This window comes from Enterobacter cloacae complex sp. FDA-CDC-AR_0132 (assembly GCF_003010695.1).
Lineage (GTDB): Bacteria > Pseudomonadota > Gammaproteobacteria > Enterobacterales > Enterobacteriaceae > Enterobacter > Enterobacter ludwigii.
Genome location: NZ_CP027618.1, coordinates 2629634 through 2653544, shown reverse-complemented (window position 1 = coordinate 2653544; position 23911 = coordinate 2629634). Strand labels below are relative to the sequence as shown.

Here is a 23911-nt window from a genome sequence, read left to right as displayed (position 1 = left end):
TTTTAAGTTCTTTGTGCCGCACATGACGACGCAAATGCCATTTTCAGACGCAAGCTGCTTTTAGCAACATGCCGCCCTACCTGAGTATAGCGGCACACTCGCGTCACGGGCATCAATTACGATGGGTCAAAACGGAGTCGACTAAGCCGTACTCAACAGCCTCAGAGGCAGAGAGGAAACGATCGCGCTCGGTATCGCGCTCGATCTGCTCAAGAGATTGACCCGTATGCTGCGCCATAAGTTCATTCATGCGCGCTTTTACTTTCAGAATTTCGCGGGCGTGGATTTCAATATCCGTCGCCTGCCCCTGATAACCCCCCAGCGGCTGGTGAATCATCACGCGGGAATTTGGCAGGCAGAAACGCTTACCTTTAGCCCCTGCGGTTAACAGGAACGCACCCATAGATGCAGCCTGACCCATACAGATAGTGCTGACATCTGGCTTGATGAATTGCATGGTGTCATAAATGGACATACCTGCCGTGATCACGCCGCCCGGGGAGTTAATGTACAGGTAAATGTCTTTTTCCGGGTTTTCCGCTTCCAGAAACAGCATCTGCGCCACGATCAGGTTAGCCATGTGGTCTTCCACCTGGCCGGTCAAAAAGATAACGCGCTCCTTGAGCAGACGGGAATAGATATCAAAAGAACGCTCACCACGTGAGGTCTGTTCAATAACCATTGGCACCAGAGCCATATGGGGTGCAAAGTTATCTCGTTCGCCACTGTATGACATTTCCGTCTCCTGGATCAAAATTGAAAACACCTGCTGTACTGATTGTAACCTTACGGACGGATTATCAGCCAGTCTCAATCATCGTGATTACACACTTATGGGGTTCATACTGCCCTATTTCAAGCATAACAACCTTTTGTTGTTACGCTAACACTGAAAGGGCGTTTTAGCACTCTTCCTGGGGTAAAGCCGTGATAAAAAAAACCCGTCGCCGGAAGGCAACGGGTTTTTTGTTCAAACTTTAAACCCTGGGGGCGAAATTACGCCTGCTGGTTCATCAGTTCGTTGAAAGAGGTCGCTTTTTCGGTCACTTTCGCTTTCGCCAGTACCGCTTCAACAGCCTGCTCTTCCAGGGCAACATTGCGCATGTTGTCCATCAGCTCTTTGTTCTTACCGTAGAACTCGATCACTTCTGATGGATCTTCGTATGCAGAAGCCATCTCTTCGATCAGGCCTTTCACACGCTCTTCGTCAGCTTTCAGCTCGTGGGTACGAATCACTTCGCCCAGCAGCAGGCCAACAACAACGCGGCGTTTAGCTTGCTCTTCGAACAGCTCGCGTGGCAGTTCCATCGCTTGCTGCTGGTTGCCACCGAAACGCTGTGCAGCCTGACGGCGCAGAACGTCGATTTCGCTGTCAATCAGGGCAGCCGGAACGTCGATTTCGTTCGCTTTTACCAGACCATCGATCGCCTGAGATTTCACACGGTTACGTACAGCGCCGTTCAGCTCACGTTCCATGTTTTTACGCACTTCGGTACGCAGACCGGCTACAGAACCATCTTCCACGCCGAAACGCTTGATGAATTCTTCAGTCAGTTCAGGCAGTTCGCGCTCTTCAACTTTCTTCAGGTTGATAACGAACTTCGCTGCTTTACCTTTCAGGTTTTCAGCGTGGTACTCTTCCGGGAAGGTCACGTCGATGGTGAATTCTTCGCCCGCTTTGTGACCTTTGATACCGTCTTCGAAGCCTGGGATCATACGACCCTGGCCCATTGCCAGTACGAAGTCAGACGCTTTACCGCCTTCGAACTCTTCGCCGTCTACAGAACCGGTGAAGTCGATGGTCACACGGTCTTCCGCGTCAACAGCACCTTCTTTCTCTTTCCAGTTCGCCTGCTGCTTACGCAGAGTGTCCAGCATGCCGTCAACGTCTTCGTCAGTCACGGAAACAACAGGTTTTTCAACTTCGATAGATTCCAGACCTTTCAGCTCAACTTCCGGGTACACTTCGAACTCTACGGAGTAGGTGAAGTCTTCGCCCTGTTTGTATTCGCCTGGAACGTAATTCGGCGCACCGGCCGGATTAATTTTTTCTTTGATGATCGCATCAATAAAGTTGCGGCTCATCAGTTCACCCAGCACATCCTGACGCACGGAAGCGCCATAACGCTGAGCAACAACATTCATCGGTACTTTGCCCTTACGGAAGCCGTCAATACGTACTTTTTTTGCTACGTTGACCAGCTCGCTTTTCACAGCAGTTTCGATGCTGTCAGCAGCGATAGTAATCGTTACACGGCGGCCAAGGCCTTGAGTGGTTTCAACTGAAACTTGCATCTTGTTACCTCAAAAAAATCACAGTGCTCGGTCAACTCTGAATCTGTCTGTTATACCGGGATGCTCTCTTAGTGCAGATTCACATTCCCTGTCGCCAGAATCATCCCGAAGACATTCATTAAGACGCGGCATTATAGCGGCATCACTTAGGTGAGTCGAGAACGGTTGGGGCATGTTGCTGCGGCTTTTTTCACACTTTAAGGCTATTTTTAGCCTTAAAAACGCACCATCCGCTCAAAACTCAGACAAAACAAAACGGCCCGGAGGCCGTTTTGAGGAAATCTGTATGCAACATACTGGAAAAGCTCCAGCCGTTGCAAATCCGATTTATCAGGCGATGGTGCCTGCGCCGCGACACGGCGGCGATGCAAATACCGTATCCTGCAAGCCTTCCCATTCCTTAATGGTATAGGTGTGCAATGCCAGCGCATGTACGGTTGTGGAGAGTTCTTCCGTCAAGGTGCTGTAGATCAAGCGATGTCGGTTCAGGAAACGTTCTCCCGTGAAGCGATCGCTGACCAGAACCACTTTAAAGTGGCTTTCAGAACCTGCCGGCACGTTATGACGATAGCTTTCGTCGACGACTTCGAGGAACACAGGGTTGAACGCTGCCCTTAATTTATCTTCTATCTGTTCACGTATCATCATGAAATCACTCCTCCGACAACGCCAGGATGTCACCCATCCCTTTAAATATTAGCCGCTTTTACCGTTTCCATTACAACAAGACAACAAATATTTAGCTTTCGTCTTATTTTCTCATTCAGACGAATGAAGTTCACTGTGAGACTCATACCTTTTGACCTTCGCGCGTGGAGAAAAAGGCGGGGCTGGTCAGTTTTCGGACAAGGCGATGAATTTACATGCGTTGACCACTTCCCCTGGCCGTTAGCGATGTTATGATGGCGGCAATTTTTCTCTGTAATGCTTACGATTCGTTGAGAACCTGAAAATGTTAAAAAAACTCTTCTTTCCGTTGGTAGCACTTTTTATGCTGGCAGGCTGCGCTACCCCGCCTACAACCATTGATGTCTCCCCTAAGATTACCCTGCCTCAGCAGGATCCTAGCCTGATGGGCGTAACCGTGAGCATTAACGGTGCCGATCAGCGTCAGGATCAAGCCCTGGCTAAAGTGACCCGCGACAACCAGCAGGTGACGTTGACCGCCTCACGCGACCTGCGCTTCCTGCTGCAGGAAGTGCTCGAGAAACAGATGACTTCCCGCGGCTATATGATTGGCCCAAGCGGTGCGGTTGATCTGCAGATCATCGTGAACAACCTGTACGCTGACGTGTCCCAGGGTAACGTTCGCTACAACATCTCCACCAAAGCGGATATCGCCATCATCGCGACCGCGAAGAACGGTAACAAGATGACCAAAAACTACCGTGCGAGCTACTCTGTTGAAGGCGCGTTCCAGGCGTCCAACAAAAATATTGCTAACGCGGTTAACAGCGTGCTGACTGACACCATTTCCGATATGGCGCAGGACACCAGCATCCACGACTTCATCAAGCAAAACGCGCGTTAATCCCGCTTCCTGACCCGGTGTTTCACCGGGTCAGCTTTATATGAACATGTCGAGTCATTACTTACGCATTTTCCAGCAACCTAAATCAGCCATCCTGCTGATCCTTGGTTTCGCCTCCGGTTTACCTCTCGCCCTCACCTCCGGCACGCTGCAGGCCTGGATGACCGTCGAGAATATCGATCTCAAAACCATTGGTTTCTTCTCCCTCGTCGGCCAGGCTTACGTCTTTAAGTTCCTGTGGTCGCCGGTGATGGACCGTTATACCCCGCCGTTCCTGGGCCGTCGTCGCGGCTGGTTAGTGATGACCCAGGTCCTGTTGCTGATCGCAATCGCGGCGATGGGCTTTCTTGAACCCACGACGCAGCTTCGCTGGATGGCCGCCCTTGCGGTGGTAATCGCCTTCTGTTCTGCCTCGCAGGATATCGTTTTTGATGCCTGGAAGACGGACGTGTTGCCTGCAGAAGAGCGGGGAGCCGGCGCAGCCATTAGCGTGCTGGGCTATCGTCTGGGGATGCTGGTATCCGGTGGTCTGGCGCTGTGGGTGGCCGACCGTTATCTCGGCTGGCAGGGCATGTACTGGCTGATGGCCGCCCTGTTGATCCCCTGTATTATTGCCACCCTGCTCGCCCCCGAACCGAGCGATGTGATCCCGGTTCCACGTTCTCTGGAGCAGGCCGTTGCCGAACCTCTTCGCGACTTCTTTGGCCGCAACAACGCCTGGCTTATCCTGCTGTTAATCGTCCTTTATAAGCTCGGCGATGCCTTCGCGATGAGCCTGACCACCACCTTCCTTATTCGCGGGGTCGGGTTTGATGCTGGCGAAGTCGGCGTAGTGAACAAAACGCTCGGGTTGTTTGCGACTATTGTCGGGGCCCTGTACGGCGGCGTATTAATGCAGCGTCTGACGCTCTTTCGCGCACTGCTGATCTTCGGCATCCTGCAGGGGGCATCGAACGCCGGTTACTGGCTGCTGTCGGTGACGGATAAGCATATGATCAGCATGGGCGCCGCGGTGTTTTTTGAAAACCTGTGCGGCGGTATGGGGACAGCAGCGTTTGTTGCCCTGCTGATGACCCTGTGCAACAAATCGTTTTCCGCGACGCAGTTCGCTCTGCTCTCGGCGCTTTCCGCCGTTGGTCGCGTGTATGTCGGGCCGATTGCCGGCTGGTTTGTTGAAGCCCATGGCTGGCCAACGTTCTACCTCTTCTCCGTGGTAGCGGCAGTGCCTGGGCTCTTATTGTTACTGGTCTGTCGCCAGACGCTGGAATATACCCAGCGAACAGAACACTTTATGCCACGCACGGAATATCATCGCGCTTACCGTTTTGCGTTACGACTGTTAATGGCGGGTTGCTTTGCCCTGGTGCTGTGGCTCGTGGTGCTCATTATTAATGCCACCACCTCTCTGGTACTGCCTCTCGAAGCGATTCTGCTGGATGCAGGCGCGCTGCTGGCGGTTGCCGGGATCCTGACTGGCGGGCTGCTCGATTTCATGGCGCTGCGTAAAACGCAGTTAACCTGAAGTAAAATCCGAAAGGTTATTTCCCGTTGTAATCACGAACCGAAATTATAACGGTGAAATAGCCGCCAGCCGCTAAAAAAAATATTTGTTGTTTTGTGCGGGATAGGATTCGGAAATTATTGGAGTCAATTGCAGAACGCTATTTTTCATTAAACGATTCAGCATCAGAGAGTTTGATTTTTCGTTTTTTAGTTGTCTTTTTATTGATAATTAATTGTTAATTTTTTGTTTATTTTTCACAATGGTTATACCAATTGCCCCTTTTAGGGTATGCTTGGGGGTCCTTTCGTTATAAAGCCCATGCCATGCGGCTTACGTCTTAAAAAGCGACATAATTTGCAACACTTGTGACATGTGCGGCAGAACCCGGTAACACCTTCCTGACACAGGTCTAATGATGTTTACAGTAATGTAACCTTCCCGTAAAATGCCCCCACACTTTAAACGCCACCAGACTCCCGTGGAATTGAGGTCGTTAAATGAGACTCAGGAAATACAATAAAAGTTTGGGATGGTTGTCATTATTCGCAGGCACTGTATTACTCAGTGGCTGCGATTCTGCACTACTTGACCCCAAAGGACAGATTGGACTGGAACAACGTTCACTGATATTGACGGCTTTTGGCCTGATGTTGATTGTGGTTATTCCAGCCATTTTGATGGCTGTTGGTTTCGCCTGGAAGTATCGTGCGAGCAATAAAGATGCGAAGTATAGCCCTAACTGGTCACACTCCAATAAAGTGGAAGCTGTGGTCTGGACGGTACCTATCCTGATCATCCTGTTCCTTGCCGTACTGACATGGAAAACCACTCACGCACTTGAGCCAAGCAAGCCGCTGGTTCACGATGAAAAACCGATTACCATTGAAGTGGTCTCCATGGACTGGAAATGGTTCTTCATCTATCCGGAACAGGGCATTGCCACCGTGAATGAAATCGCCTTCCCGGCGAACACTCCGGTTCAGTTCAAAGTGACCTCCAACTCCGTAATGAACTCCTTCTTCATCCCACGTCTGGGTAGCCAGATTTACGCGATGGCCGGTATGCAGACTAACCTGCACCTGATCGCGAATGAAGCAGGCACCTATGATGGTATCTCCGCCAGCTATAGCGGCCCGGGCTTCTCAGGTATGAAGTTCAAAGCTATCGCGACGCCAGACCGTGCCGCTTTCGACCAGTGGGTTGAAAAAGCGAAGCAGTCTCCAAACACCATGTCTGACATGGCGGCGTTCGAAAAAGTGGCAGCACCTAGCGAATATAACAAGGTGGAGTACTTCTCTAACGTGAAACCCGATTTGTTCAAAGACGTTATTGGCAAATTTATGGATCACGGCAAGAGCATGGACATGACCCAGCCTGAAGGTGAGCATAGCGCACACGAAGGTATGGAAGGCATGGACATGAGCCACGCGGAAACCGCTCACTAAGGGGCCGAGGAAGAAAATGTTCGGAAAATTGACACTGGATGCAGTGCCCTACCATGAACCCATTATCGTGGTTACGGTTGCTGCAATTATCATCGGTGGCGCAGCCTTACTGGCCTTGATCACTTACTTCGGTAAGTGGAGCTACCTGTGGAACGAGTGGCTGACTTCGGTTGACCACAAAAAACTGGGTATCATGTACTGCATCGTCGGTATCGTCATGTTAATTCGTGGCTTTGCGGATGCGATCATGATGCGTAGCCAGCAGGCACTCGCGTCTGCGGGTGAAGCCGGCTTCCTGCCGCCGCATCACTACGACCAGATCTTTACCGCCCACGGCGTTATCATGATCTTCTTCGTGGCGATGCCGCTGGTTATCGGTCTGATGAACGTTGTCGTTCCGCTGCAAATCGGCGCGCGCGACGTAGCGTTCCCGTTCCTGAACAACCTGAGCTTCTGGTTCACGGTTGTCGGCGTTATCCTGGTTAACCTGTCACTGGGTGTGGGCGAATTTGCTCAGACCGGCTGGCTGGCTTACCCGCCGCTTTCGGGAATTGAGTACAGTCCGGGCGTTGGCGTCGATTACTGGATTTGGGCACTTCAGCTCTCCGGTGTCGGTACAACCCTGACCGGTATCAACTTCTTCGTGACCATTATCAAGATGCGTGCCCCTGGCATGACCATGTTCAAGATGCCGGTATTTACCTGGGCATCTCTGTGCGCCAACATCCTGATTATTGCATCATTCCCAATTCTGACCGTCACCATCGCGCTGCTGACCCTGGACCGCTACCTGGGCACCCATTTCTTTACCAACGATATGGGTGGCAACATGATGATGTACATCAACCTGATTTGGGCCTGGGGTCACCCGGAAGTGTACATCCTGGTTCTGCCGGTCTTCGGTGTGTTCTCCGAAATCGCAGCAACCTTCTCGCGTAAACGTCTGTTTGGTTACACCTCTCTGGTGTGGGCAACCGTGTGTATTACCGTTCTGTCGTTCATCGTTTGGCTGCACCACTTCTTCACCATGGGTGCTGGCGCGAACGTAAACGCCTTCTTCGGTATTACAACCATGATTATCGCAATCCCTACCGGGGTTAAGATCTTCAACTGGCTGTTCACCATGTACCAGGGCCGTATCGTGTTCCACTCAGCAATGCTGTGGACTATCGGCTTCATCGTCACCTTCTCCGTGGGTGGGATGACCGGTGTACTGCTGGCGGTACCGGGTGCTGACTTCGTTCTGCACAACAGTCTGTTCCTGATTGCGCACTTCCATAACGTTATCATCGGTGGTGTGGTCTTCGGCTGCTTCGCTGGCGTAACCTACTGGTGGCCAAAAGCGTTCGGTTTCACCCTGAACGAAAAATGGGGTAAACGCGCATTCTGGTTCTGGATCATCGGCTTCTTCGTTGCATTTATGCCGCTGTACGTGCTGGGCTTCATGGGTATGACCCGTCGTCTGAGCCAGCAGATTGATCCACAGTTCCACCCAATGCTGATGGTTGCAGCGGGCGGTGCCGTGCTGATTGCTTGTGGTATCGCGTCTCAGCTGATTCAGTTCTACGTTTCTATTCGCGACCGCGATCAGAACCGTGACCTGACCGGTGACCCATGGGGTGGCCGTACGCTGGAGTGGGCAACCTCTTCTCCACCACCGTTCTATAACTTCGCTATTGTGCCGCAGGTCCATGAACGCGACGCATTCTGGGAAATGAAAGAAAAAGGTGAAGCGTACAAGCAACCTGCTCATTACGAAGAGATCCACATGCCGAAAAACAGCGGTGCGGGCATTGTTATTGCCGCCTTCGCAACGGTATTTGGCTTCGCAATGATCTGGCACATCTGGTGGATGGCGATTGTTGGCTTCGCCGGCATCGTAATCAGCTGGATTGTGAAGAGCTTTGACGAGGACGTAGACTACTACGTACCAGTCCGTGAAGTCGAAAAACTGGAAAACCAGCATTTCGATGAGATTTCTAAAGCGGGGCTGAAAAATGGCAACTGATACTTTGGCGCACTCTACTGCCCACGCGCATGAACATGCGCACCACGATACAGGACCGACAAAAGTCTTCGGTTTCTGGATCTACCTGATGAGCGACTGCATTCTGTTCTGCTGTCTGTTCGCAACGTATGCCGTTCTGGTGAACGGCACTGCGGGCGGCCCGGCTGGCAAGGACATCTTTGAACTGCCGTTCGTTCTGGTAGAAACCGCGCTGCTGCTGTTCAGCTCCATCACCTACGGCATGGCGGCTATCGCCATGTACAAAAACAACAAGAGCCAGGTTGTCTCCTGGCTGGCGTTGACCTGGCTGTTTGGTGCTGGCTTTATCGGGATGGAAATCTATGAATTCCATCACCTGATTATGGAAGGCTTCGGGCCGGATCGTAGTGGCTTCCTGTCTGCGTTCTTCGCACTGGTAGGGACCCACGGTCTGCACGTAACGTCTGGTCTGATCTGGATGGCAGTACTGATGTTCCAGATCTCCCGTCGTGGCCTGACCAGCACTAACCGCACGCGTATCCTGTGCCTGAGCCTGTTCTGGCACTTCCTGGACGTTGTGTGGATCTGTGTGTTCTCTGTTGTATATCTGATGGGGGCGATGTAATGAGTCATTCAAACGATCATGGCGCTTCCCACGGTAGCGTAAAAACCTATATGACAGGTTTCATCCTGTCGATCATTCTGACGGTGATCCCGTTCTGGATGGTGATGAGCGGTTCTGCGTCTAAGCCGGTTATTCTGGGTGCAATCCTGGTAACCGCGGTGATTCAGATTCTGGTGCATCTGGTTTGCTTCCTGCACATGAACACCAAGTCCGATGAAGGCTGGAACATGACGGCTTTCATCTTTACCGTGATTATCATCGCTATCCTGGTAGTCGGTTCCATCTGGATTATGTGGAACCTTAACTACAACATGATGGTTCACTAAGAGCGGCGAGTATGTTTAAGCAATACCTGCAAGTCACGAAACCAGGCATCATCTTTGGCAACCTGATCTCCGTAATTGGGGGGTTCCTGCTGGCCTCTAAAGGCAGCATCGATTACACCCTCTTTATCGCTACGCTGGTCGGTGTGTCGCTGGTTGTTGCATCCGGTTGTGTATTTAACAACTACATCGACATGGATATCGACAAGAAGATGGAAAGGACTAAAAATCGGGTGCTGGTTAAAGGCCTGATCGCCCCTTCCGTCTCGCTGGTGTACGCCACCTTGCTGGGTATTGCTGGCTTTATGCTGCTGTGGTTTGGCGCTAATCCTCTGGCCTGTTGGCTGGGGGTGATGGGGTTCGTCGTCTATGTGGGCGTTTACAGCCTGTATATGAAACGCCACTCCGTCTACGGAACGCTGATTGGTTCTCTCTCCGGCGCTGCGCCGCCGGTGATTGGCTACTGCGCCGTCACGAACGAGTTCGACAGCGGTGCGCTGATCCTGCTGGCTATCTTTAGCCTGTGGCAGATGCCGCACTCCTATGCCATCGCGATTTTCCGCTTTAAGGATTATCAGGCAGCGAACATCCCGGTTCTGCCGGTCGTGAAGGGCATTTCCGTGGCTAAAAACCACATCACGCTGTACATCATCGCCTTTGCCGTGGCAACGCTGATGCTCTCTCTGGGCGGTTACGCCGGGTACAAATACCTGGCGGTAGCGGCTGCGGTGAGCGTCTGGTGGCTCGGCATGGCCCTGCGTGGCTACAAAGTGGAAGATGACAAGGTCTGGGCACGTAAGCTGTTCGTGTTCTCCATTGTCGCTATCACTTCGCTGTCGGTGATGATGTCCGTGGATTTCATGGTGCCTGATTCACACAACCTGCTGACTTACGTCTGGTAAGTCACACCAGGTGAATAAAAGGGTGCTTCGGCACCCTTTTTTATTCATCGAATCCATTAATAACGCATGTAATATTTGTTAAATAACCCTTTATTTACCCCGCCCCTTCCCCGCACTACACTATGGCCTGCTTTTGAATTGAGGTGGTAATGAACGATTATAAAATGACGCCAGGCGAATTGCGCGCGACCTGGGGTTTAGGGACTGTTTTCTCGCTACGGATGCTTGGCATGTTTATGGTCCTGCCTGTTCTGACCACGTACGGCATGGCGCTACAGGGTGCCAGCGAAGCGCTGATTGGCCTGGCGATTGGCATCTACGGTCTGGCTCAGGCGGTATTTCAGATCCCATTTGGCCTGCTCTCGGATCGGGTTGGTCGTAAACCGCTGATTGTCGGCGGCCTGCTTATTTTTGTGCTCGGCAGCGTGATAGCCGCCCTCTCCCACTCCATCTGGGGAATTATTCTTGGTCGCGCCCTGCAGGGCTCTGGCGCGATTGCCGCCGCCGTGATGGCGCTGCTGTCAGACTTAACGCGTGAGCAGAATCGCACCAAAGCGATGGCGTTTATCGGGGTGAGCTTTGGCGTCACTTTTGCGATTGCAATGGTGCTCGGGCCTATCATCACGCATAAACTCGGTCTGCATGCGCTGTTCTGGATGATTGCCGTGCTGGCGACCGTCGGTATTGCGCTGACCCTTTGGGTGGTGCCGGACAGCAAAAACCACGTCCTTAACCGTGAATCCGGGATGGTGAAAGGCTGCTTCAGCAAAGTGCTGGTGGAACCGCGCCTGCTTAAACTTAACTTCGGCATTATGTGTCTGCACATCCTGCTGATGTCGACCTTTGTCGCCCTTCCCGGTCAGCTTGCCGCCGCGGGCTTCCCTGCCGCGGAGCACTGGAAAATCTATCTGGTGACCATGCTGATTTCGTTCGTTTCGGTCGTGCCGTTCATCATCTACGCCGAAGTGAAACGCAAGATGAAGCGCGTCTTCATTGGCTGCGTGGCGGTGCTGCTGATTGCCGAGATTGTGCTCTGGGGCTCCGGCCCGCACTTCTGGGAACTGGTGGCCGGCGTGCAGCTCTTCTTCCTGGCCTTTAACCTGATGGAAGCCCTGCTGCCATCGCTGATTAGCAAGGAGTCCCCGGCCGGCTATAAAGGCACAGCAATGGGGATCTACTCCACCAGCCAGTTTATCGGCGTGGCTATCGGGGGCTCGCTCGGCGGCTGGGTGGACGGCCTGTTTGATTCGCAAACCGTGTTCCTCGCAGGCGCACTGCTGGCGATGGTCTGGCTGCTGGTCGCCAGCAGCATGAAAGAGCCGCGCTACGTCAGCAGTCTGCGGGTCGAAATTCCTGAGGATGTTGAGATTACCGACGCGCTAAAACAGCGTCTTGAAGCAACGGAGGGGGTAAGTGAAGTGCTTATTGCCCCACAAGAGCGCAGCGCTTACGTCAAAATAGACAGTAAAGTGACTAACCGCTTCGAAATCGAGCAGGCTCTCAAAGCCTGAAAAAATGCCCGGTAAAACCGGGCATTTTTGTCTTAATCGCGGAAGTTCTTGAACTGGAACGGCTGCCCCAGATCGCCGCCACGTACCAGCGCCATAACGGCCTGCAGGTCATCGCGGGATTTACCGGTCACACGAATTTCTTCACCCTGGATTTGCGCCTGAACCTTCAGCTTGCTGTCCTTGATGAGCTTAACGATCTTCTTCTGAACCGCGCTCTCAATACCCTGCTTCAGTTTGGCTTCGACAAACCAGTTTTTACCGCTATGCACAAACTCGTCTGGTACATCCAGTGAGGTGCCTTCAATACCGCGTTTAAGCAGCTTGGCGCGCAGAATATCCAGCAGCTGGTTAACCTGGAAATCAGATTCGCTCAGGACCTTAATGGTCTTATTCGCATCGTTCAGCTCGAAAGTTGCCTCAACGCCACGAAAGTCGAAACGTGACTCAACTTCACGGCTTGCGTTTTCAACGCCGTTGCGGACTTCCTGGATATCAACTTCGGAAACAATATCGAAAGATGGCATCTTTTCTTCTCCCTTCATTTTTGTTGCGTTGCATAATACCCGCTACAAGGCAGATACCCCAAATAATTCGAGTTGCAGCTATCCCTGGCCGTTCACGTGAGGAAACACCGCACAGATGTCACAGGGTTTACTCAACAGAAGCTTAGCTGACGGCGCTATACTTAGGCCGTAACACCTGGCGCAGTTGCAGGTGAGGAGGAACAATGAAAATTACAGTGCTCGGATGCGGAGCCCTTGGACAGCTATGGCTGACCGCGCTTTGCAAGCACGGACATGAGGTACAGGGCTGGCTGCGCGTGCCCCAGCCCTATTGCAGTGTGAACCTGATTGACGAAGACGGAAGTATATTCAACGAATCACTCACCGCGAACGATCCGGATTTTCTGGCGCAAAGCGATCTGCTGCTGGTCACGCTCAAAGCATGGCAGGTTTCAGATGCGGTAAAGACGCTGGCCGCGCAACTTCCCCCAGACTCCCCCATTCTGCTGCTGCATAACGGCATGGGAACCATTGATGAGCTGAAAAGCATCACGCATCCCTTGTTGATGGCGACCACCACGCACGCTGCACGCCGCGATGGCAACATTATCGTGCATGTCGCCAGCGGCGTAACGCACATGGGCCCCGCCCGTACGCAGGATGGTGACTACAGCTATCTGGCGGATGTTCTGCAGAAGGTGCTGCCGGACGTGGCCTGGCATGACACTATCCGCCCGCAGCTGTGGCGCAAGCTGGCGGTTAACTGCGTGATCAATCCGCTGACGGCGCTGTGGAACTGCCCGAACGGGGAACTGAAAAATCATCCGCAGGAAATTGCCACCCTGTGCGCGGAGGTCGCCTCGGTTATCGAACGTGAAGGCCTGCATACCTCGGCGGAGGATTTACGCTATTATGTTGAGCAGGTAATTGAAAGTACTGCAGAAAATATCTCCTCGATGTTGCAGGACATTCGGGCGTTACGCCACACAGAGATTGATTACATCACGGGCTATTTGCTTAAACGCGCCCGCGCCCACGGCATTGCCGTGCCGGAAAATGCCCGTCTGTATGACCTGGTTAAACGTAAGGAGAGTGAATATGAGCGCGTCAGCACTGATCTGCCTCGCCCCTGGTAGCGAAGAGACAGAAGCCGTCACCACCATTGATTTGATGGTGCGCGGCGGCATTAACGTGACCACCGCCAGCGTCGCCAGCGACGGTAATCTGACCATCACCTGTTCACGCGGCGTAAAAATCCTCGCCGATGCACCGCTTGTGCAGGTGGCCGACGGGGATTACGACATCATCGTACTGCCGGGCGGCCTGAAGGGCGCGGAGTATTTTCGCGACAGCCCGCTCCTGGTCGAAACCGTCAGGCAATTCCATCTGTCGGGGCGCATCGTTGCGGCAATTTGTGCCGCAGCCGGCACGGTTCTGGTGCCGCATAACATTTTCCCGATCGGGAATATGACCGGTTTCCCGGGACTGAAAGAGACCATTCCTGAAGAGCAATGGGTGGATAAACGTGTGGTCTGGGATCCACGCGTCAATCTGCTCACCAGCCAGGGGCCGGGTACCGCGATCGATTTTGGACTGAAGATTATCGACCTGCTGGTCGGGCGTGAGAAAGCCTACGAGGTGGCGTCGTCGTTAGTAATGGCAGCGGGGATTTATAATTTTTACGAAGCGTAGCGTGTAAAGAAAGCCGGGTAAGCGAAGCCGCCACCCGGCAAACGGTTAAGGGCGATAGACCTTCACATTTGCAAAGCCCTGCTCGCGCAGATACAGTGCCTGCAGACGGCTCATCACCCCGCGCTCGCACCACAGCAGATACGTTTTGCTCTGGTCGAGATCGCCGAATTTGGTGCTCAGCTTGTAGAACGGCAGGGAAACCACGTCCACGCCTTCAACCTGCAGCGGTTTGTCATCCTGTTCATCAATGGAACGGATATCCAGAATCGCATCGTTGGCACCGAAACCGCTGACGGTTTCAACTTCAACCACTTCCTGCTCGGTCTGCTGGGCGATCTCGCGGATATCGATGTTGGTCGCTTCCGCCACCACCTTCTCCAGAATGCCGAAATCGAAGTTCTCTTCTTCGGCTTCGATTTTCGCCTTCACCGCTTTGACGGTCGGGCTTTTTGAGATCACACCGCAGTATTCCGGCATGGTGCGGGCAAAATCTTCGGTACCGATTTTACGCGCCAGATCGATGATGTGCTCTTTATCGTAGGAGATCAGCGGACGCAGGATCAGGGTATCCGATACGTTGTCGATAAGACGCAGGTTGGTCAGGGTCTGGCTGGAGACCTGGCCCAGCGCTTCACCGGTGACCAGCGCCTGCACGCCGTAGCGCTCTGCCACTTTGGACGCTGCACGCACCATCATGCGCTTCAGCACCACGCCCATCTGACCGTCGTCCACTTTTTCAAGGATTTCGCCGACCACTGGCTCAAAGTTGATCGCCACAAAACGCACGCGGTGGGAGCTGCCGAAGCGGTTCCACAGATAGTGCGCAACCTGACGTACGCCGATTTCATGCGCCGCACCGCCCAGGTTAAAGAAGCAATAGTGTACGCGGCAGCCGCGGCGCATCAGCATATAGCTGGAAACACCGGAGTCGAAACCGCCGGAGATCAGCGACAGGACATCTTCCTGCGTGCCGATTGGGAAACCGCCGATACCTTCATAACGGCCTTTCACCAGCAGCAGGCGATCGTTTTCGATCTCCAGATTAACGGTCACGTCCGGGTTAGTCAGGCGCACGCGGGCGCTCTCAACGTGCTGATTGAGGCCGCCACCCACATAGCGCTCCACTTCAATGGAGCTAAACTCATGCTTACCACGACGCTTCACGCGCACGCAGAAGGTTTTGCCTTCAATCTGATCGCGGTACTGCACCAGCGCTTTTTCAAAAATGTCATGCAGGGAGGTGTAAGGAACGTCTTCCACTTCCAGAATATGGTGAATGCCCGGAATACGGGTCAGCGCGTCGCGAATATCCTGACGTTTGTTTTCATCTTTCGCGCGAACCTCAACGTGGTCCCAGTGACGCACCACGGCGAGCGTTTCGTCGTAGTGTTTTAATACGTTACGAATGTTCCCGGTGAGAATTTTAATAAAGCGCAAACGCACAGATTGGCTTTTGATGGTGATTTCAGGGAACAATTTAATGATAAACTTCATGGCGGCAATGTTTCTTAGGCAAGCTTAAGGCTTGTAATGGAAAATGAAATATACACAAAATCATTCAGGTGGCATCAACGCGGCGAGTTACAGCCCCCCGCAAGCTTACGCGAGTAAGTAACGGAAAGGCGCAAACGTAGCCCAAACAGAGACAACCTGAAGGATGACGTGTATAGCAGCCCACACCCGTGGCTGCATCCAGGCGCGCAAGTATATCATCTTCACGCCGCTCCTGTGCACATTGCGCGTTATTTGATAATTGCCCCGAGTCCGTTACCATGTCGGGGCTGAGAATATAAGAGTCAATTCACTATGCCGAAGAAGAACGACGCACCGGCCAGTTTTGAAACTGCGCTGAGTGAGCTGGAGCAGATTGTCACCCGCCTTGAGAGCGGCGATTTACCGCTGGAAGAGGCGCTCAATGAATTCGAGCGCGGCGTGCAGCTGGCGCGCCAGGGGCAGGTCAAACTGCAGCAGGCCGAGCAGCGCGTGCAGATCCTGCTGTCCGACAGCGAAGATGCTAAAACTACGCCATTCACACCGGACGCCGAGTAAATGGATTTCGCCAACGAGCTTCAGGCATGCGTCGCGCGTGCCAACGATGCGCTGCGCCGTTTTATTGAGCCACAGCCTTTTCAGAACACTCCACTGGTTGAAGCCATGCACTATGGCGCACTCTTGGGTGGAAAGCGCCTGCGTCCGTTTCTGGTCTACGCCACGGGCAATATGTTTGGCATCAGCGCTAACACGCTGGACGCCCCGGCGGCGGCCGTTGAGTGCATCCATGCCTACTCGCTGATCCATGATGATTTGCCAGCCATGGACGACGACGATCTGCGTCGTGGCCAGCCTACCTGCCACATCAAGTTTGGCGAAGCGAATGCCATTCTGGCGGGGGATGCCCTGCAAACCCTGGCGTTCTCGATTTTGAGCGATGCGCCGATGGCCGAAGTGGCCGACCGTGACCGTCTGTCGATGATCTCTGAACTGGCAATGGCCAGCGGCGTCGCCGGTATGTGTGGCGGTCAGGCACTGGATCTGGAAGCGGAAGGACGTCAGGTTAATCTGGAACAGCTGGAGCGTATTCATCGCCATAAAACGGGCGCATTGATTCGTGCAGCCGTTCGTCTGGGCGCCCTGAGCGCGGGTGAACAGGGGCGCAAAGCCCTGCCGATACTGGACAGATACGCAGAAAGTATCGGTCTGGCATTCCAGGTTCAGGATGACATTCTGGATGTGGTGGGCGATACTGCAACATTGGGTAAACGTCAGGGTGCGGATCAGCAGCTTGGCAAAAGTACCTACCCCGCCCTGCTGGGTCTTGAGCAAGCCCAACGTAAAGCCCGGGATCTGATAGAGGATGCCCGCCAGTCGCTGAATCAGCTGGCCGCGCAATCACTGGATACTTCGGCACTGGAAGCGCTAGCGGACTATATAATCCAGCGTGATAAATAAACACACTATCTCGATGAGCCTTTGATGAGTTTTGATATTGCCAAATACCCGACACTGGCGTTAGTTGACTCCACCCAGGAGTTACGCCTGTTGCCGAAAGAGAGCCTGCCGAAGCTGTGCGATGAGCTGCGTCGCTACCTGCTCGACAGCGTAAGCCGCTCCAGCGGCCATTTCGCCTCCGGGCTTGGCACGGTAGAGCTGACCGTGGCGCTGCATTATGTCTATAACACGCCGTTCGATCAGCTCATCTGGGATGTCGGCCACCAGGCCTATCCGCATAAAATTCTGACCGGACGTCGCGATAAAATTGGCACCATTCGTCAGAAAGGCGGCCTGCATCCGTTCCCATGGCGTGGCGAGAGCGAGTACGACGTATTAAGCGTTGGGCACTCCTCCACCTCGATTTCTGCGGGTATCGGTATTGCGGTGGCAGCCGAAAAAGAGAATAAACAACGTCGTACCGTCTGCGTCATTGGCGACGGGGCGATCACTGCCGGTATGGCCTTTGAGGCCATGAATCACGCGGGCGATATCAAGCCAGACATGCTGGTTATCCTTAATGATAACGAAATGTCGATTTCCGAAAACGTGGGCGCGCTGAACAACCATCTGGCGCAGCTGCTCTCCGGCAAGCTTTACTCCTCGCTGCGCGAAGGCGGCAAAAAAGTCTTCTCCGGCGTACCGCCAATCAAAGAACTGCTTAAACGCACCGAAGAACACATCAAAGGCATGGTCGTGCCGGGTACGCTGTTTGAAGAGCTGGGCTTTAATTATATTGGTCCGGTGGATGGGCATGACGTTCTGGGACTTGTCACCACGCTGAAAAACATGCGTGACCTGAAAGGCCCACAGTTCCTGCATATCATGACCAAAAAAGGCCGCGGATACGAACCGGCGGAAAAAGATCCCATCACCTTCCACGCGGTACCGAAATTCGACCCGAGCAGCGGTTGCCTGCCTAAAAGCAGCGGCGGCATGCCGAGCTATTCAAAAATCTTTGGCGACTGGCTGTGTGAAACCGCCGCTAAAGACAATAAGCTCATGGCGATCACCCCGGCCATGCGTGAAGGTTCTGGCATGGTGGAGTTCTCCAAAAAATACCCGGACCAGTATTTTGACGTTGCCATTGCCGAGCAGCACGCGGTGACCTTTGCGGCAGGCCTGGCGATTGGCGGTTATAACCCGGTTGTCGCCATTTATTCCACCTTCCTGCAACGCGCCTACGACCAGGTGATCCATGACGTTGCCATCCAGAAGCTGCCGGTCCTGTTTGCTATCGACCGCGCAGGCATTGTGGGTGCTGACGGCCAGACGCACCAGGGGGCATTTGACCTGTCGTTCCTGCGCTGCGTCCCGGATATGGTCATCATGACGCCAAGCGATGAGAACGAATGTCGTCAGATGCTGTTTACCGGCTACCACTATCAGGATGGCCCTAGTGCGGTGCGCTACCCGCGCGGCAATGCCGTCGGCGTTGAACTGCAGCCGCTGGAAAAACTGCCAATAGGTAAAGGTCTGGTGAAGCGTCGCGGTGAGAAAGTGGCGATCCTGAACTTTGGTACGCTGATGCCGGAGGCCGCGAAAGTGGCTGAAGCGCTGAATGCGACCCTCGTGGATATGCGCTTTGTGAAACCGCTCGACGAGGCCCTGATCCTGAGCATGGCGGAATCTCATGACGTGCTGGTCACGCTGGAAGAAAACGCCATCATGGGCGGTGCGGGCACCGGCGTAAACGAAGTGCTGATGGCTAACCGTAAAGCCGTGCCGGTACTGAACCTTGGTCTGCCGGATCATTTCATTCCGCAAGGTACGCAGGACGAAGCCCGTGCGGCGATTGGCCTGGATGCGGCCGGCATTGAGTCGAAAATCCGTTCCTGGCTTGCCTGATCCCTCCCCTTTTCCGCTCCTGCTATGCTTAAACGTATTGTTTAAAAAAGCAGGAGCGGAACCATGCAATACACGACATTAGGAAAAACAGACCTTCAGGTTTCCCGACTTTGCCTGGGATGCATGACCTTTGGCGAGCCAGACCGGGGAAATCACGCCTGGACGCTGCCGGAAGAGAGCAGCCGCCTTATCATCAAACGCGCACTCGACGGCGGGATTAACTTTTTTGATACTGCCAACAGTTACTCCGACGGCAGCAGCGAAGAGATTGTCGGCCGCGCCCTGCGCGATTTTGCCCGCCGTGACGATGTGGTCGTCGCCACCAAGGTATATCACCAGGTGGGTGATTTGCCTGAAGGCCTTTCCCGTGCGCAAATCCTGCGATCCATTGATGACAGCCTCCGGCGCCTGAATATGGATTATGTCGACCTGCTACAAATCCACCGCTGGGATTACAACACGCCGATTGAAGAGACGCTGGAAGCCCTTAACGATGTGGTTAAGGCCGGGAAGGCACGTTACATCGGTGCATCGTCTATGCACGCTTCGCAGTTTGCCTCAGCGCTTGACCTTCAGGCGCAGCACGGCTGGGCACGGTTTGTCACCATGCAGGATCACTACAACCTTATCTATCGCGAAGAAGAGCGCGAGATGCTGCCGCTCTGCTATCAGGAAGGCGTAGCGGTGATCCCATGGAGCCCTCTGGCGCGCGGACGCCTCACCCGACCTTGGGGAGAGACCACTGCCCGCTCGGTGTCGGATGCGTTCGGTAAAACCTTGTACGAAGGTACGGAAGCCAGCGATGCGTTGATCGCCGAACGTTTAGCGGGGATTGCCGATGATACCGGTGCCACGCGTGCGCAGGTAGCGCTGGCGTGGTTGCTGAGCAAACGCGGAGTCGCGGCACCGATTATCGGTACATCGCGGGAAGAACAGCTGGATGAGTTGTTGAGTGCCGTTGATTTAACGCTGACGCCTGAGCAAGTCGCCGAGCTGGAAACGCCGTACCAGCAGCATCCGGTGGTCGGGTTTAAGTAAGCCCTCGCCCTGCCCCTCTCCCAAAAGGAGAGAGAACAAAACCCATCGGCCGGGTAAGCGCAGCGCTACCCGGCAGACGAATCACGCAAAGTGGTCGTAACCCTTCCAGTCAAGCGTAACCGGCGCGCCATCACGCACAAATTTCAGCCCTTCGCTTTCCGGCATAATCTGTCCGATACAGGTAAACTTCGCCCCAAGGTGAGCTAGCGCCACGTCCAGCGTTCCCCGGTTCAGCTCCGGTACGGTAAAGCACAGCTCATAATCTTCGCCGCCGGAGAGCGCCCAGCGCAGAGCCTGCTCGGGTTCCACATGGCGAAGCAATGGCTCTGACAGCGGGAACAGATCCAGATCTACGCGCGCGCCCACACCGCTGGCCTTCAGAATATGGCCGAGATCGGAGATAAGCCCGTCAGAGAGGTCGATAGCCGAGCTTGCCCGCTCGCGCAGCGCCTGGCCGTGCAAAATACGCGGCGTTGGGCGCAGATGGCGTTTCACCAGATATGCCGCATCGTCGGCATCCTTGACGCGTAAGCGGTCCTGGAGGATCGCCAGCCCTGCGGCGCTGTCGCCCGGCGTGCCGGTCACGTAGATCCAGTCACCCGGCTTTGCGCCCGAGCGTTTCAGCGCCCGGCCCAGCGGGACATAGCCGTGGATCGCAAGCGTCATCGACAGTGGCCCGGCAGTGGTGTCACCGCCAATCAGCTGCATATCGTAGTAGTTGAGCTGATCAAACAGCGCATCGCTAAAGGCTTCAAGCCAGTCTTCATCCACCTCGGGCAACGTCAACGCCAGCGTCAGCCACGCGGGATCGGCGCCCATGGCCGCTAAATCGCTTACGTTGACCGCCAGCGCTTTATACGCCAGATCGGCGGGATCGATATCAGGTAAAAAATGACGTCCGCACACTAAGGTGTCGGTGCTGATTGCCAGCGTCTGTTTTTCGGGAATATTGAGAAGTGCGCAGTCATCGCCAATGCCGGTTTCAACATCAAGACGAGAGGTTCTGACACGGTCGAAATAACGGGCAATCAGGGAGAATTCGCCGCATGCCATACGTTATGCCTCAGCAAATTAAATAAAAAAACCGGAGCCGCACTGCCCGGCAGGCAATGCAAAACTCCGGTTTGCGGATCACTTTTTGTGGGGACGGATCGCAGGTGCGGCTTTATCCAGCACGCCGTTTACAAATTTATGGCTGTCTTCAGCGCCGAAGGTTTTCGCCAGTTCGATCGCTTCGTTGATGGCCACTTTGTACGGCACATCATCACGTTTAGACAACTCAAACAGCGCGATACGCAACACTGCTTTCTCAACCTGACCCAGCTCTTCGAGCAGACGGGACAGGTATGGCTTCATCAGACCATCGAGATACGCGCTATTAGTCGCCACTCCCGACAGCAGTTCACGGAAGTACAGAACGTCAACGTCTTTCACGTCCTGTTCTGACAGGAACTGGTATTCAACATCAGCGATGTCGTTCTGGGACAACTGCCAGGAGTAAAGTGCCTGGACGGCACATTCACGGGCGCGGCGACGAGCAGCAGGTTTCACGGAATTCCCCTTACAAAAAAATCAGGCCTTAATGGCTTTCAACACATTGATCATTTCAAGCGCGGTCAGTGCAGCTTCTGCACCTTTGTTACCGGCTTTGGTACCAGCGCGCTCAATGGCTTGTTCAATACTTTCGGTAGTCAGCACGCCAAACGCGACAGGAATTTCTGCATCCTGCGCAACGTGTGCCAGACCATTGCTTGCACCGCCTGCAACGTATTCGAAGTGTGCAGTGCCGCCACGAATAACGGTACCCAGCGCAATCACCGCGTCGTATTTACCGGTTTTCGCCAGCGCGCCCGCTGCCAGTGGCAGTTCATAAGCACCTGGAACCCAAACAACGGTAATGTTGTCATCTTTAACCTGGCCGATACGTTTCAGGGCGTCAATGGCGCCTTCCAGCAGGCTGTCGTTGATGAAGTTGTTGAAACGCGCAATGGTGATGGCGACGCGAGCGTCCGGGGTAGCTACAGCAGCTTCAATAATGTTCATACTCTTCCTTTACGGGTTCATTTGGCCCCGCAGGGGGGCGGATTTTATCATAATACTTTGCGCACTGCTTCCCTATTTCAGGAGCAATTACGCTGGCGTTAAATGGAGGCAGACATCCGGGCCCACCGGACGAATCTCGCTAAATTTGAGTTGCGGTGCATCACCAAGTTTTTCAAGACCCGGCAGCACAAACAGACCACGCGCATCGTTACCCAACAGTTTAGGTGCTACGTAGACAATCAGCTCATCCACCAGCCCGGCCTGCAGCAGCGCGCCGGCCAGCGTCGGCCCCGCTTCTACCCAGATACTGTTCACCTGTTGCTTACCAAGCAGCATCATCAGCACCACTAAGTCGAGGTGCCCGTTATGCTCTGGCACCATGATGCTGCGTACGCCTTGCGGCCATTCACGCGCATCGTCCTGCGTGCGTGCAATCCAGGTTTCGCCCGGCTGTTGCACGATGCGGTGCGCAGGCGTGATGCGATTCTGGCTATCGATGACAATACGCAGCGGCTGACGCAGGTTTTCCTGCGGGTAGCACGCCTGGGTATCGGCATTCAGTTCATCCCAGCGCACGGTCATGGCAGGATTATCAGCCAGAACCGTTTCACTGCTGGTGAGGATAGCATGGCTTTGCGCGCGCAGACGTTGCACATCGCGCCTTGCCTGCGCAGAGGTGATCCACTGGCTCTCGCCGTTCGCCATCGCCGTACGACCATCCAGTGAGGCCCCAAGCTTAAGCTGAATGTACGGGAACCCGGTGCGCATGCGCTTCAGGAAGCCTTTGTTGATCGCTTCTGCATCCTGCATCATCAGACCGTGACTGACATCAACTCCTTCCTGCTGCAGTCGATACAGGCCGCGTCCGGCAACCTGCGGATTGGGATCCTGCATCGCCGCGACAACGCGCGCGACACCCGCCGCAATGAGTGCTTCGCAGCACGGCGGGGTACGGCCGTGGTGGCTGCAGGGTTCCAGCGTCACGTAGGCCGTTGCACCGCGCGCCTTTTCGCCGGCCATGCGCAGGGCATGAACTTCGGCATGGGGCTCACCGGCGCGGTAGTGAAACCCTTCGCCCACAATCTCGCCATCGTTGACAATGACGCACCCGACGTTAGGGTTGGGATGGGTGGTAAAACGACCGCGCTGCGCCAGCTTCATGGCTCGCGCCATGTAAATCTCATCCTGCATGAGCTTAATCCTGTAAGCGGGCGATCTCTTCGCCAAACTCTTTGATATCTTCGAAACTGCGGTACACAGAGGCGAAGCGGATATAGGCGACCTTATCGAGCTTTTTCAGTTGCTCCATCACCAGGTTGCCAATCATCTTGCTTGGCACCTCGCGCTCACCCAAACCACGAAGGTAAGATTTTATGTGGTTTAACGCCATTTCGACGTCATCTGCACTGACAGGGCGTTTTTCCAGCGCCTTGAGCATCCCGCTGCGCAGTTTCTCTTCGTTAAACGGCTCACGCACGTCGTTACTTTTTACCACGCGCGGCATTACCAGCTCTGCAACCTCAAAGGTCGTGAAACGCTCGTTGCACACCAGACATTGCCGGCGGCGGCGTACGGAAGACCCTTCGCCCACAAGGCGAGAGTCGATAACTTTGGTATCCACAGCGGAGCAGAATGGGCAATGCATACGGTATCCCTGATATGTGGTTAACTGATTT

Annotated in this window: 24 protein-coding genes; 14 read left to right on the top strand and 10 right to left on the bottom strand. The window is 54.2% G+C overall.

The features are described 5' to 3' along the window. Positions 1-112 precede the first annotated feature (112 nt). From clpP to bolA, 3 genes are all read right to left on the bottom strand, one after another. Positions 113-736 (bottom strand): ATP-dependent Clp endopeptidase proteolytic subunit ClpP, encoded by a 624-nt coding sequence (clpP, locus tag AM379_RS12815; RefSeq protein WP_020885210.1) that lies wholly within the window; start codon positions 734-736, stop codon positions 113-115. Positions 737-996: 260 nt separating this feature from the next. Further along, positions 997-2295, bottom strand: a complete 1299-nt coding sequence (gene tig, locus AM379_RS12810) for a trigger factor (protein ID WP_014168868.1) — start codon at positions 2293-2295, stop codon at positions 997-999. A 330-nt stretch (positions 2296-2625) separates the two neighbouring features. Beyond that, the gene (gene bolA, locus AM379_RS12805; protein WP_013095855.1) at positions 2626-2943 is read right to left on the bottom strand and encodes a transcriptional regulator BolA; all 318 of its coding nucleotides are present in this window, start codon (positions 2941-2943) and stop codon (positions 2626-2628) included. Between the two features lie 304 nt (positions 2944-3247). Here bolA and AM379_RS12800 point away from each other — a divergent pair, with 304 nt between their 5' ends. From AM379_RS12800 to AM379_RS12765, 8 genes are all read left to right on the top strand, one after another. Continuing rightward, on the top strand, positions 3248-3826 hold the full coding sequence (locus AM379_RS12800; RefSeq protein WP_014168866.1) for a lipoprotein: 579 nt from the start codon (positions 3248-3250) through the stop codon (positions 3824-3826). Positions 3827-3872: 46 nt separating this feature from the next. Beyond that, on the top strand, positions 3873-5348 hold the full coding sequence (gene ampG / locus AM379_RS12795; protein WP_106504353.1) for a muropeptide MFS transporter AmpG: 1476 nt from the start codon (positions 3873-3875) through the stop codon (positions 5346-5348). Between the two features lie 479 nt (positions 5349-5827). Continuing rightward, on the top strand, positions 5828-6775 hold the full coding sequence (gene cyoA, locus AM379_RS12790) for a cytochrome o ubiquinol oxidase subunit II (protein WP_008503322.1): 948 nt from the start codon (positions 5828-5830) through the stop codon (positions 6773-6775). 16 nt (positions 6776-6791) lie between these two features. Next, complete coding sequence (gene cyoB / locus AM379_RS12785) at positions 6792-8783, top strand: cytochrome o ubiquinol oxidase subunit I (protein ID WP_014168864.1); 1992 nt, start codon at positions 6792-6794, stop codon at positions 8781-8783. Then, a complete protein-coding gene (locus AM379_RS12780; RefSeq protein WP_014168863.1) occupies positions 8773-9387 on the top strand; it encodes a cytochrome o ubiquinol oxidase subunit III in 615 nt (204 codons plus the stop codon). The genes cyoB and AM379_RS12780 overlap by 11 nt, the downstream gene beginning before the upstream one ends. Further along, the gene (locus tag AM379_RS12775; RefSeq protein ID WP_006176899.1) at positions 9387-9713 is read left to right on the top strand and encodes a cytochrome o ubiquinol oxidase subunit IV; all 327 of its coding nucleotides are present in this window, start codon (positions 9387-9389) and stop codon (positions 9711-9713) included. Before AM379_RS12780 ends, AM379_RS12775 begins: the two co-directional genes overlap by 1 nt. An 11-nt stretch (positions 9714-9724) precedes the next feature. Next, positions 9725-10612, top strand: coding sequence for a heme o synthase (gene cyoE, locus AM379_RS12770; RefSeq protein WP_014168862.1), 888 nt, complete (start codon positions 9725-9727; stop codon positions 10610-10612). A gap of 149 nt (positions 10613-10761) precedes the next feature. Continuing rightward, the gene (locus AM379_RS12765) at positions 10762-12123 is read left to right on the top strand and encodes an MFS transporter (protein WP_032681561.1); all 1362 of its coding nucleotides are present in this window, start codon (positions 10762-10764) and stop codon (positions 12121-12123) included. A gap of 32 nt (positions 12124-12155) precedes the next feature. Here the strand turns inward: AM379_RS12765 and AM379_RS12760 are convergent, their stop codons facing one another. After that, positions 12156-12647 (bottom strand): YajQ family cyclic di-GMP-binding protein, encoded by a 492-nt coding sequence (locus tag AM379_RS12760; RefSeq protein WP_020885215.1) that lies wholly within the window; start codon positions 12645-12647, stop codon positions 12156-12158. Between the two features lie 203 nt (positions 12648-12850). On the opposite strand from AM379_RS12760, the gene panE reads away from it, so the two are divergent. After that, positions 12851-13762, top strand: coding sequence for a 2-dehydropantoate 2-reductase (gene panE, locus AM379_RS12755; protein ID WP_106503765.1), 912 nt, complete (start codon positions 12851-12853; stop codon positions 13760-13762). Next, the gene (gene yajL, locus AM379_RS12750) at positions 13725-14318 is read left to right on the top strand and encodes a protein deglycase YajL (RefSeq protein WP_020885217.1); all 594 of its coding nucleotides are present in this window, start codon (positions 13725-13727) and stop codon (positions 14316-14318) included. Before panE ends, yajL begins: the two co-directional genes overlap by 38 nt. Positions 14319-14363: 45 nt before the next feature. Here yajL and thiI read toward each other — a convergent pair whose 3' ends face one another. Further along, positions 14364-15812, bottom strand: coding sequence for a tRNA uracil 4-sulfurtransferase ThiI (thiI, locus tag AM379_RS12745; protein WP_014168857.1), 1449 nt, complete (start codon positions 15810-15812; stop codon positions 14364-14366). A 312-nt stretch (positions 15813-16124) separates the two neighbouring features. Between thiI and xseB the strand changes: the two genes are divergently transcribed. The 4 genes from xseB to AM379_RS12725 all read left to right on the top strand — a co-directional run bounded on the left by xseB (position 16125) and on the right by AM379_RS12725 (position 20192). Continuing rightward, complete coding sequence (gene xseB, locus AM379_RS12740; RefSeq protein WP_008503331.1) at positions 16125-16367, top strand: exodeoxyribonuclease VII small subunit; 243 nt, start codon at positions 16125-16127, stop codon at positions 16365-16367. Next, positions 16368-17267 carry a (2E,6E)-farnesyl diphosphate synthase gene (gene ispA, locus AM379_RS12735; RefSeq protein ID WP_014168855.1) on the top strand — a complete coding sequence of 300 codons (900 nt, stop codon included), beginning with the start codon at positions 16368-16370 and terminating at the stop codon, positions 17265-17267. 24 nt (positions 17268-17291) lie between these two features. Then, positions 17292-19154: a 1-deoxy-D-xylulose-5-phosphate synthase gene (gene dxs, locus AM379_RS12730; RefSeq protein WP_106503764.1), complete on the top strand. Its 1863-nt coding sequence runs from the start codon at positions 17292-17294 to the stop codon at positions 19152-19154. A 63-nt stretch (positions 19155-19217) separates the two neighbouring features. After that, on the top strand, positions 19218-20192 hold the full coding sequence (locus AM379_RS12725; protein ID WP_014168853.1) for an aldo/keto reductase: 975 nt from the start codon (positions 19218-19220) through the stop codon (positions 20190-20192). A gap of 81 nt (positions 20193-20273) precedes the next feature. On the opposite strand, the gene thiL is transcribed toward AM379_RS12725, so the two are convergent. From thiL to nrdR, 5 genes are all read right to left on the bottom strand, one after another. Beyond that, on the bottom strand, positions 20274-21245 hold the full coding sequence (gene thiL, locus AM379_RS12720) for a thiamine-phosphate kinase (RefSeq protein WP_020885221.1): 972 nt from the start codon (positions 21243-21245) through the stop codon (positions 20274-20276). 78 nt (positions 21246-21323) lie between these two features. Further along, positions 21324-21743 carry a transcription antitermination factor NusB gene (gene nusB / locus AM379_RS12715; RefSeq protein ID WP_006809908.1) on the bottom strand — a complete coding sequence of 140 codons (420 nt, stop codon included), beginning with the start codon at positions 21741-21743 and terminating at the stop codon, positions 21324-21326. A gap of 21 nt (positions 21744-21764) precedes the next feature. Next, entirely contained in the window at positions 21765-22235 is a 471-nt protein-coding gene (gene ribH, locus AM379_RS12710; protein WP_006176874.1) for a 6,7-dimethyl-8-ribityllumazine synthase, read from the bottom strand. Positions 22236-22322: 87 nt separating this feature from the next. Continuing rightward, entirely contained in the window at positions 22323-23426 is a 1104-nt protein-coding gene (gene ribD, locus AM379_RS12705) for a bifunctional diaminohydroxyphosphoribosylaminopyrimidine deaminase/5-amino-6-(5-phosphoribosylamino)uracil reductase RibD (protein ID WP_020885222.1), read from the bottom strand. 4 nt (positions 23427-23430) lie between these two features. Beyond that, entirely contained in the window at positions 23431-23880 is a 450-nt protein-coding gene (gene nrdR, locus AM379_RS12700) for a transcriptional regulator NrdR (protein ID WP_008503337.1), read from the bottom strand. Positions 23881-23911: the final 31 nt, after the last annotated feature.

Excerpts from the sequence above, each read along its gene's own strand:
- AM379_RS12780 (WP_014168863.1), top strand. The coding sequence starts at position 8,773 with ATGGCAACTGATACTTTGGCGCACTCTACTGCCCACGCGCATGAACAT.
- cyoA (WP_008503322.1), top strand. The coding sequence starts at position 5,828 with ATGAGACTCAGGAAATACAATAAAAGTTTGGGATGGTTGTCATTATTC.
- ribH (WP_006176874.1), bottom strand. The coding sequence starts at position 22,235 with ATGAACATTATTGAAGCTGCTGTAGCTACCCCGGACGCTCGCGTCGCC.
- xseB (WP_008503331.1), top strand. The coding sequence starts at position 16,125 with ATGCCGAAGAAGAACGACGCACCGGCCAGTTTTGAAACTGCGCTGAGT.
- thiL (WP_020885221.1), bottom strand. The coding sequence starts at position 21,245 with ATGGCATGCGGCGAATTCTCCCTGATTGCCCGTTATTTCGACCGTGTC.
- AM379_RS12800 (WP_014168866.1), top strand. The coding sequence starts at position 3,248 with ATGTTAAAAAAACTCTTCTTTCCGTTGGTAGCACTTTTTATGCTGGCA.
- AM379_RS12725 (WP_014168853.1), top strand. The coding sequence starts at position 19,218 with ATGCAATACACGACATTAGGAAAAACAGACCTTCAGGTTTCCCGACTT.
- clpP (WP_020885210.1), bottom strand. The coding sequence starts at position 736 with ATGTCATACAGTGGCGAACGAGATAACTTTGCACCCCATATGGCTCTG.
- ampG (WP_106504353.1), top strand. The coding sequence starts at position 3,873 with ATGTCGAGTCATTACTTACGCATTTTCCAGCAACCTAAATCAGCCATC.
- tig (WP_014168868.1), bottom strand. The coding sequence starts at position 2,295 with ATGCAAGTTTCAGTTGAAACCACTCAAGGCCTTGGCCGCCGTGTAACG.
- AM379_RS12760 (WP_020885215.1), bottom strand. The coding sequence starts at position 12,647 with ATGCCATCTTTCGATATTGTTTCCGAAGTTGATATCCAGGAAGTCCGC.
- AM379_RS12775 (WP_006176899.1), top strand. The coding sequence starts at position 9,387 with ATGAGTCATTCAAACGATCATGGCGCTTCCCACGGTAGCGTAAAAACC.
- AM379_RS12765 (WP_032681561.1), top strand. The coding sequence starts at position 10,762 with ATGAACGATTATAAAATGACGCCAGGCGAATTGCGCGCGACCTGGGGT.
- bolA (WP_013095855.1), bottom strand. The coding sequence starts at position 2,943 with ATGATGATACGTGAACAGATAGAAGATAAATTAAGGGCAGCGTTCAAC.
- ispA (WP_014168855.1), top strand. The coding sequence starts at position 16,368 with ATGGATTTCGCCAACGAGCTTCAGGCATGCGTCGCGCGTGCCAACGAT.
- dxs (WP_106503764.1), top strand. The coding sequence starts at position 17,292 with ATGAGTTTTGATATTGCCAAATACCCGACACTGGCGTTAGTTGACTCC.
- nrdR (WP_008503337.1), bottom strand. The coding sequence starts at position 23,880 with ATGCATTGCCCATTCTGCTCCGCTGTGGATACCAAAGTTATCGACTCT.
- ribD (WP_020885222.1), bottom strand. The coding sequence starts at position 23,426 with ATGCAGGATGAGATTTACATGGCGCGAGCCATGAAGCTGGCGCAGCGC.
- thiI (WP_014168857.1), bottom strand. The coding sequence starts at position 15,812 with ATGAAGTTTATCATTAAATTGTTCCCTGAAATCACCATCAAAAGCCAA.
- cyoB (WP_014168864.1), top strand. The coding sequence starts at position 6,792 with ATGTTCGGAAAATTGACACTGGATGCAGTGCCCTACCATGAACCCATT.
- yajL (WP_020885217.1), top strand. The coding sequence starts at position 13,725 with ATGAGCGCGTCAGCACTGATCTGCCTCGCCCCTGGTAGCGAAGAGACA.
- cyoE (WP_014168862.1), top strand. The coding sequence starts at position 9,725 with ATGTTTAAGCAATACCTGCAAGTCACGAAACCAGGCATCATCTTTGGC.
- panE (WP_106503765.1), top strand. The coding sequence starts at position 12,851 with ATGAAAATTACAGTGCTCGGATGCGGAGCCCTTGGACAGCTATGGCTG.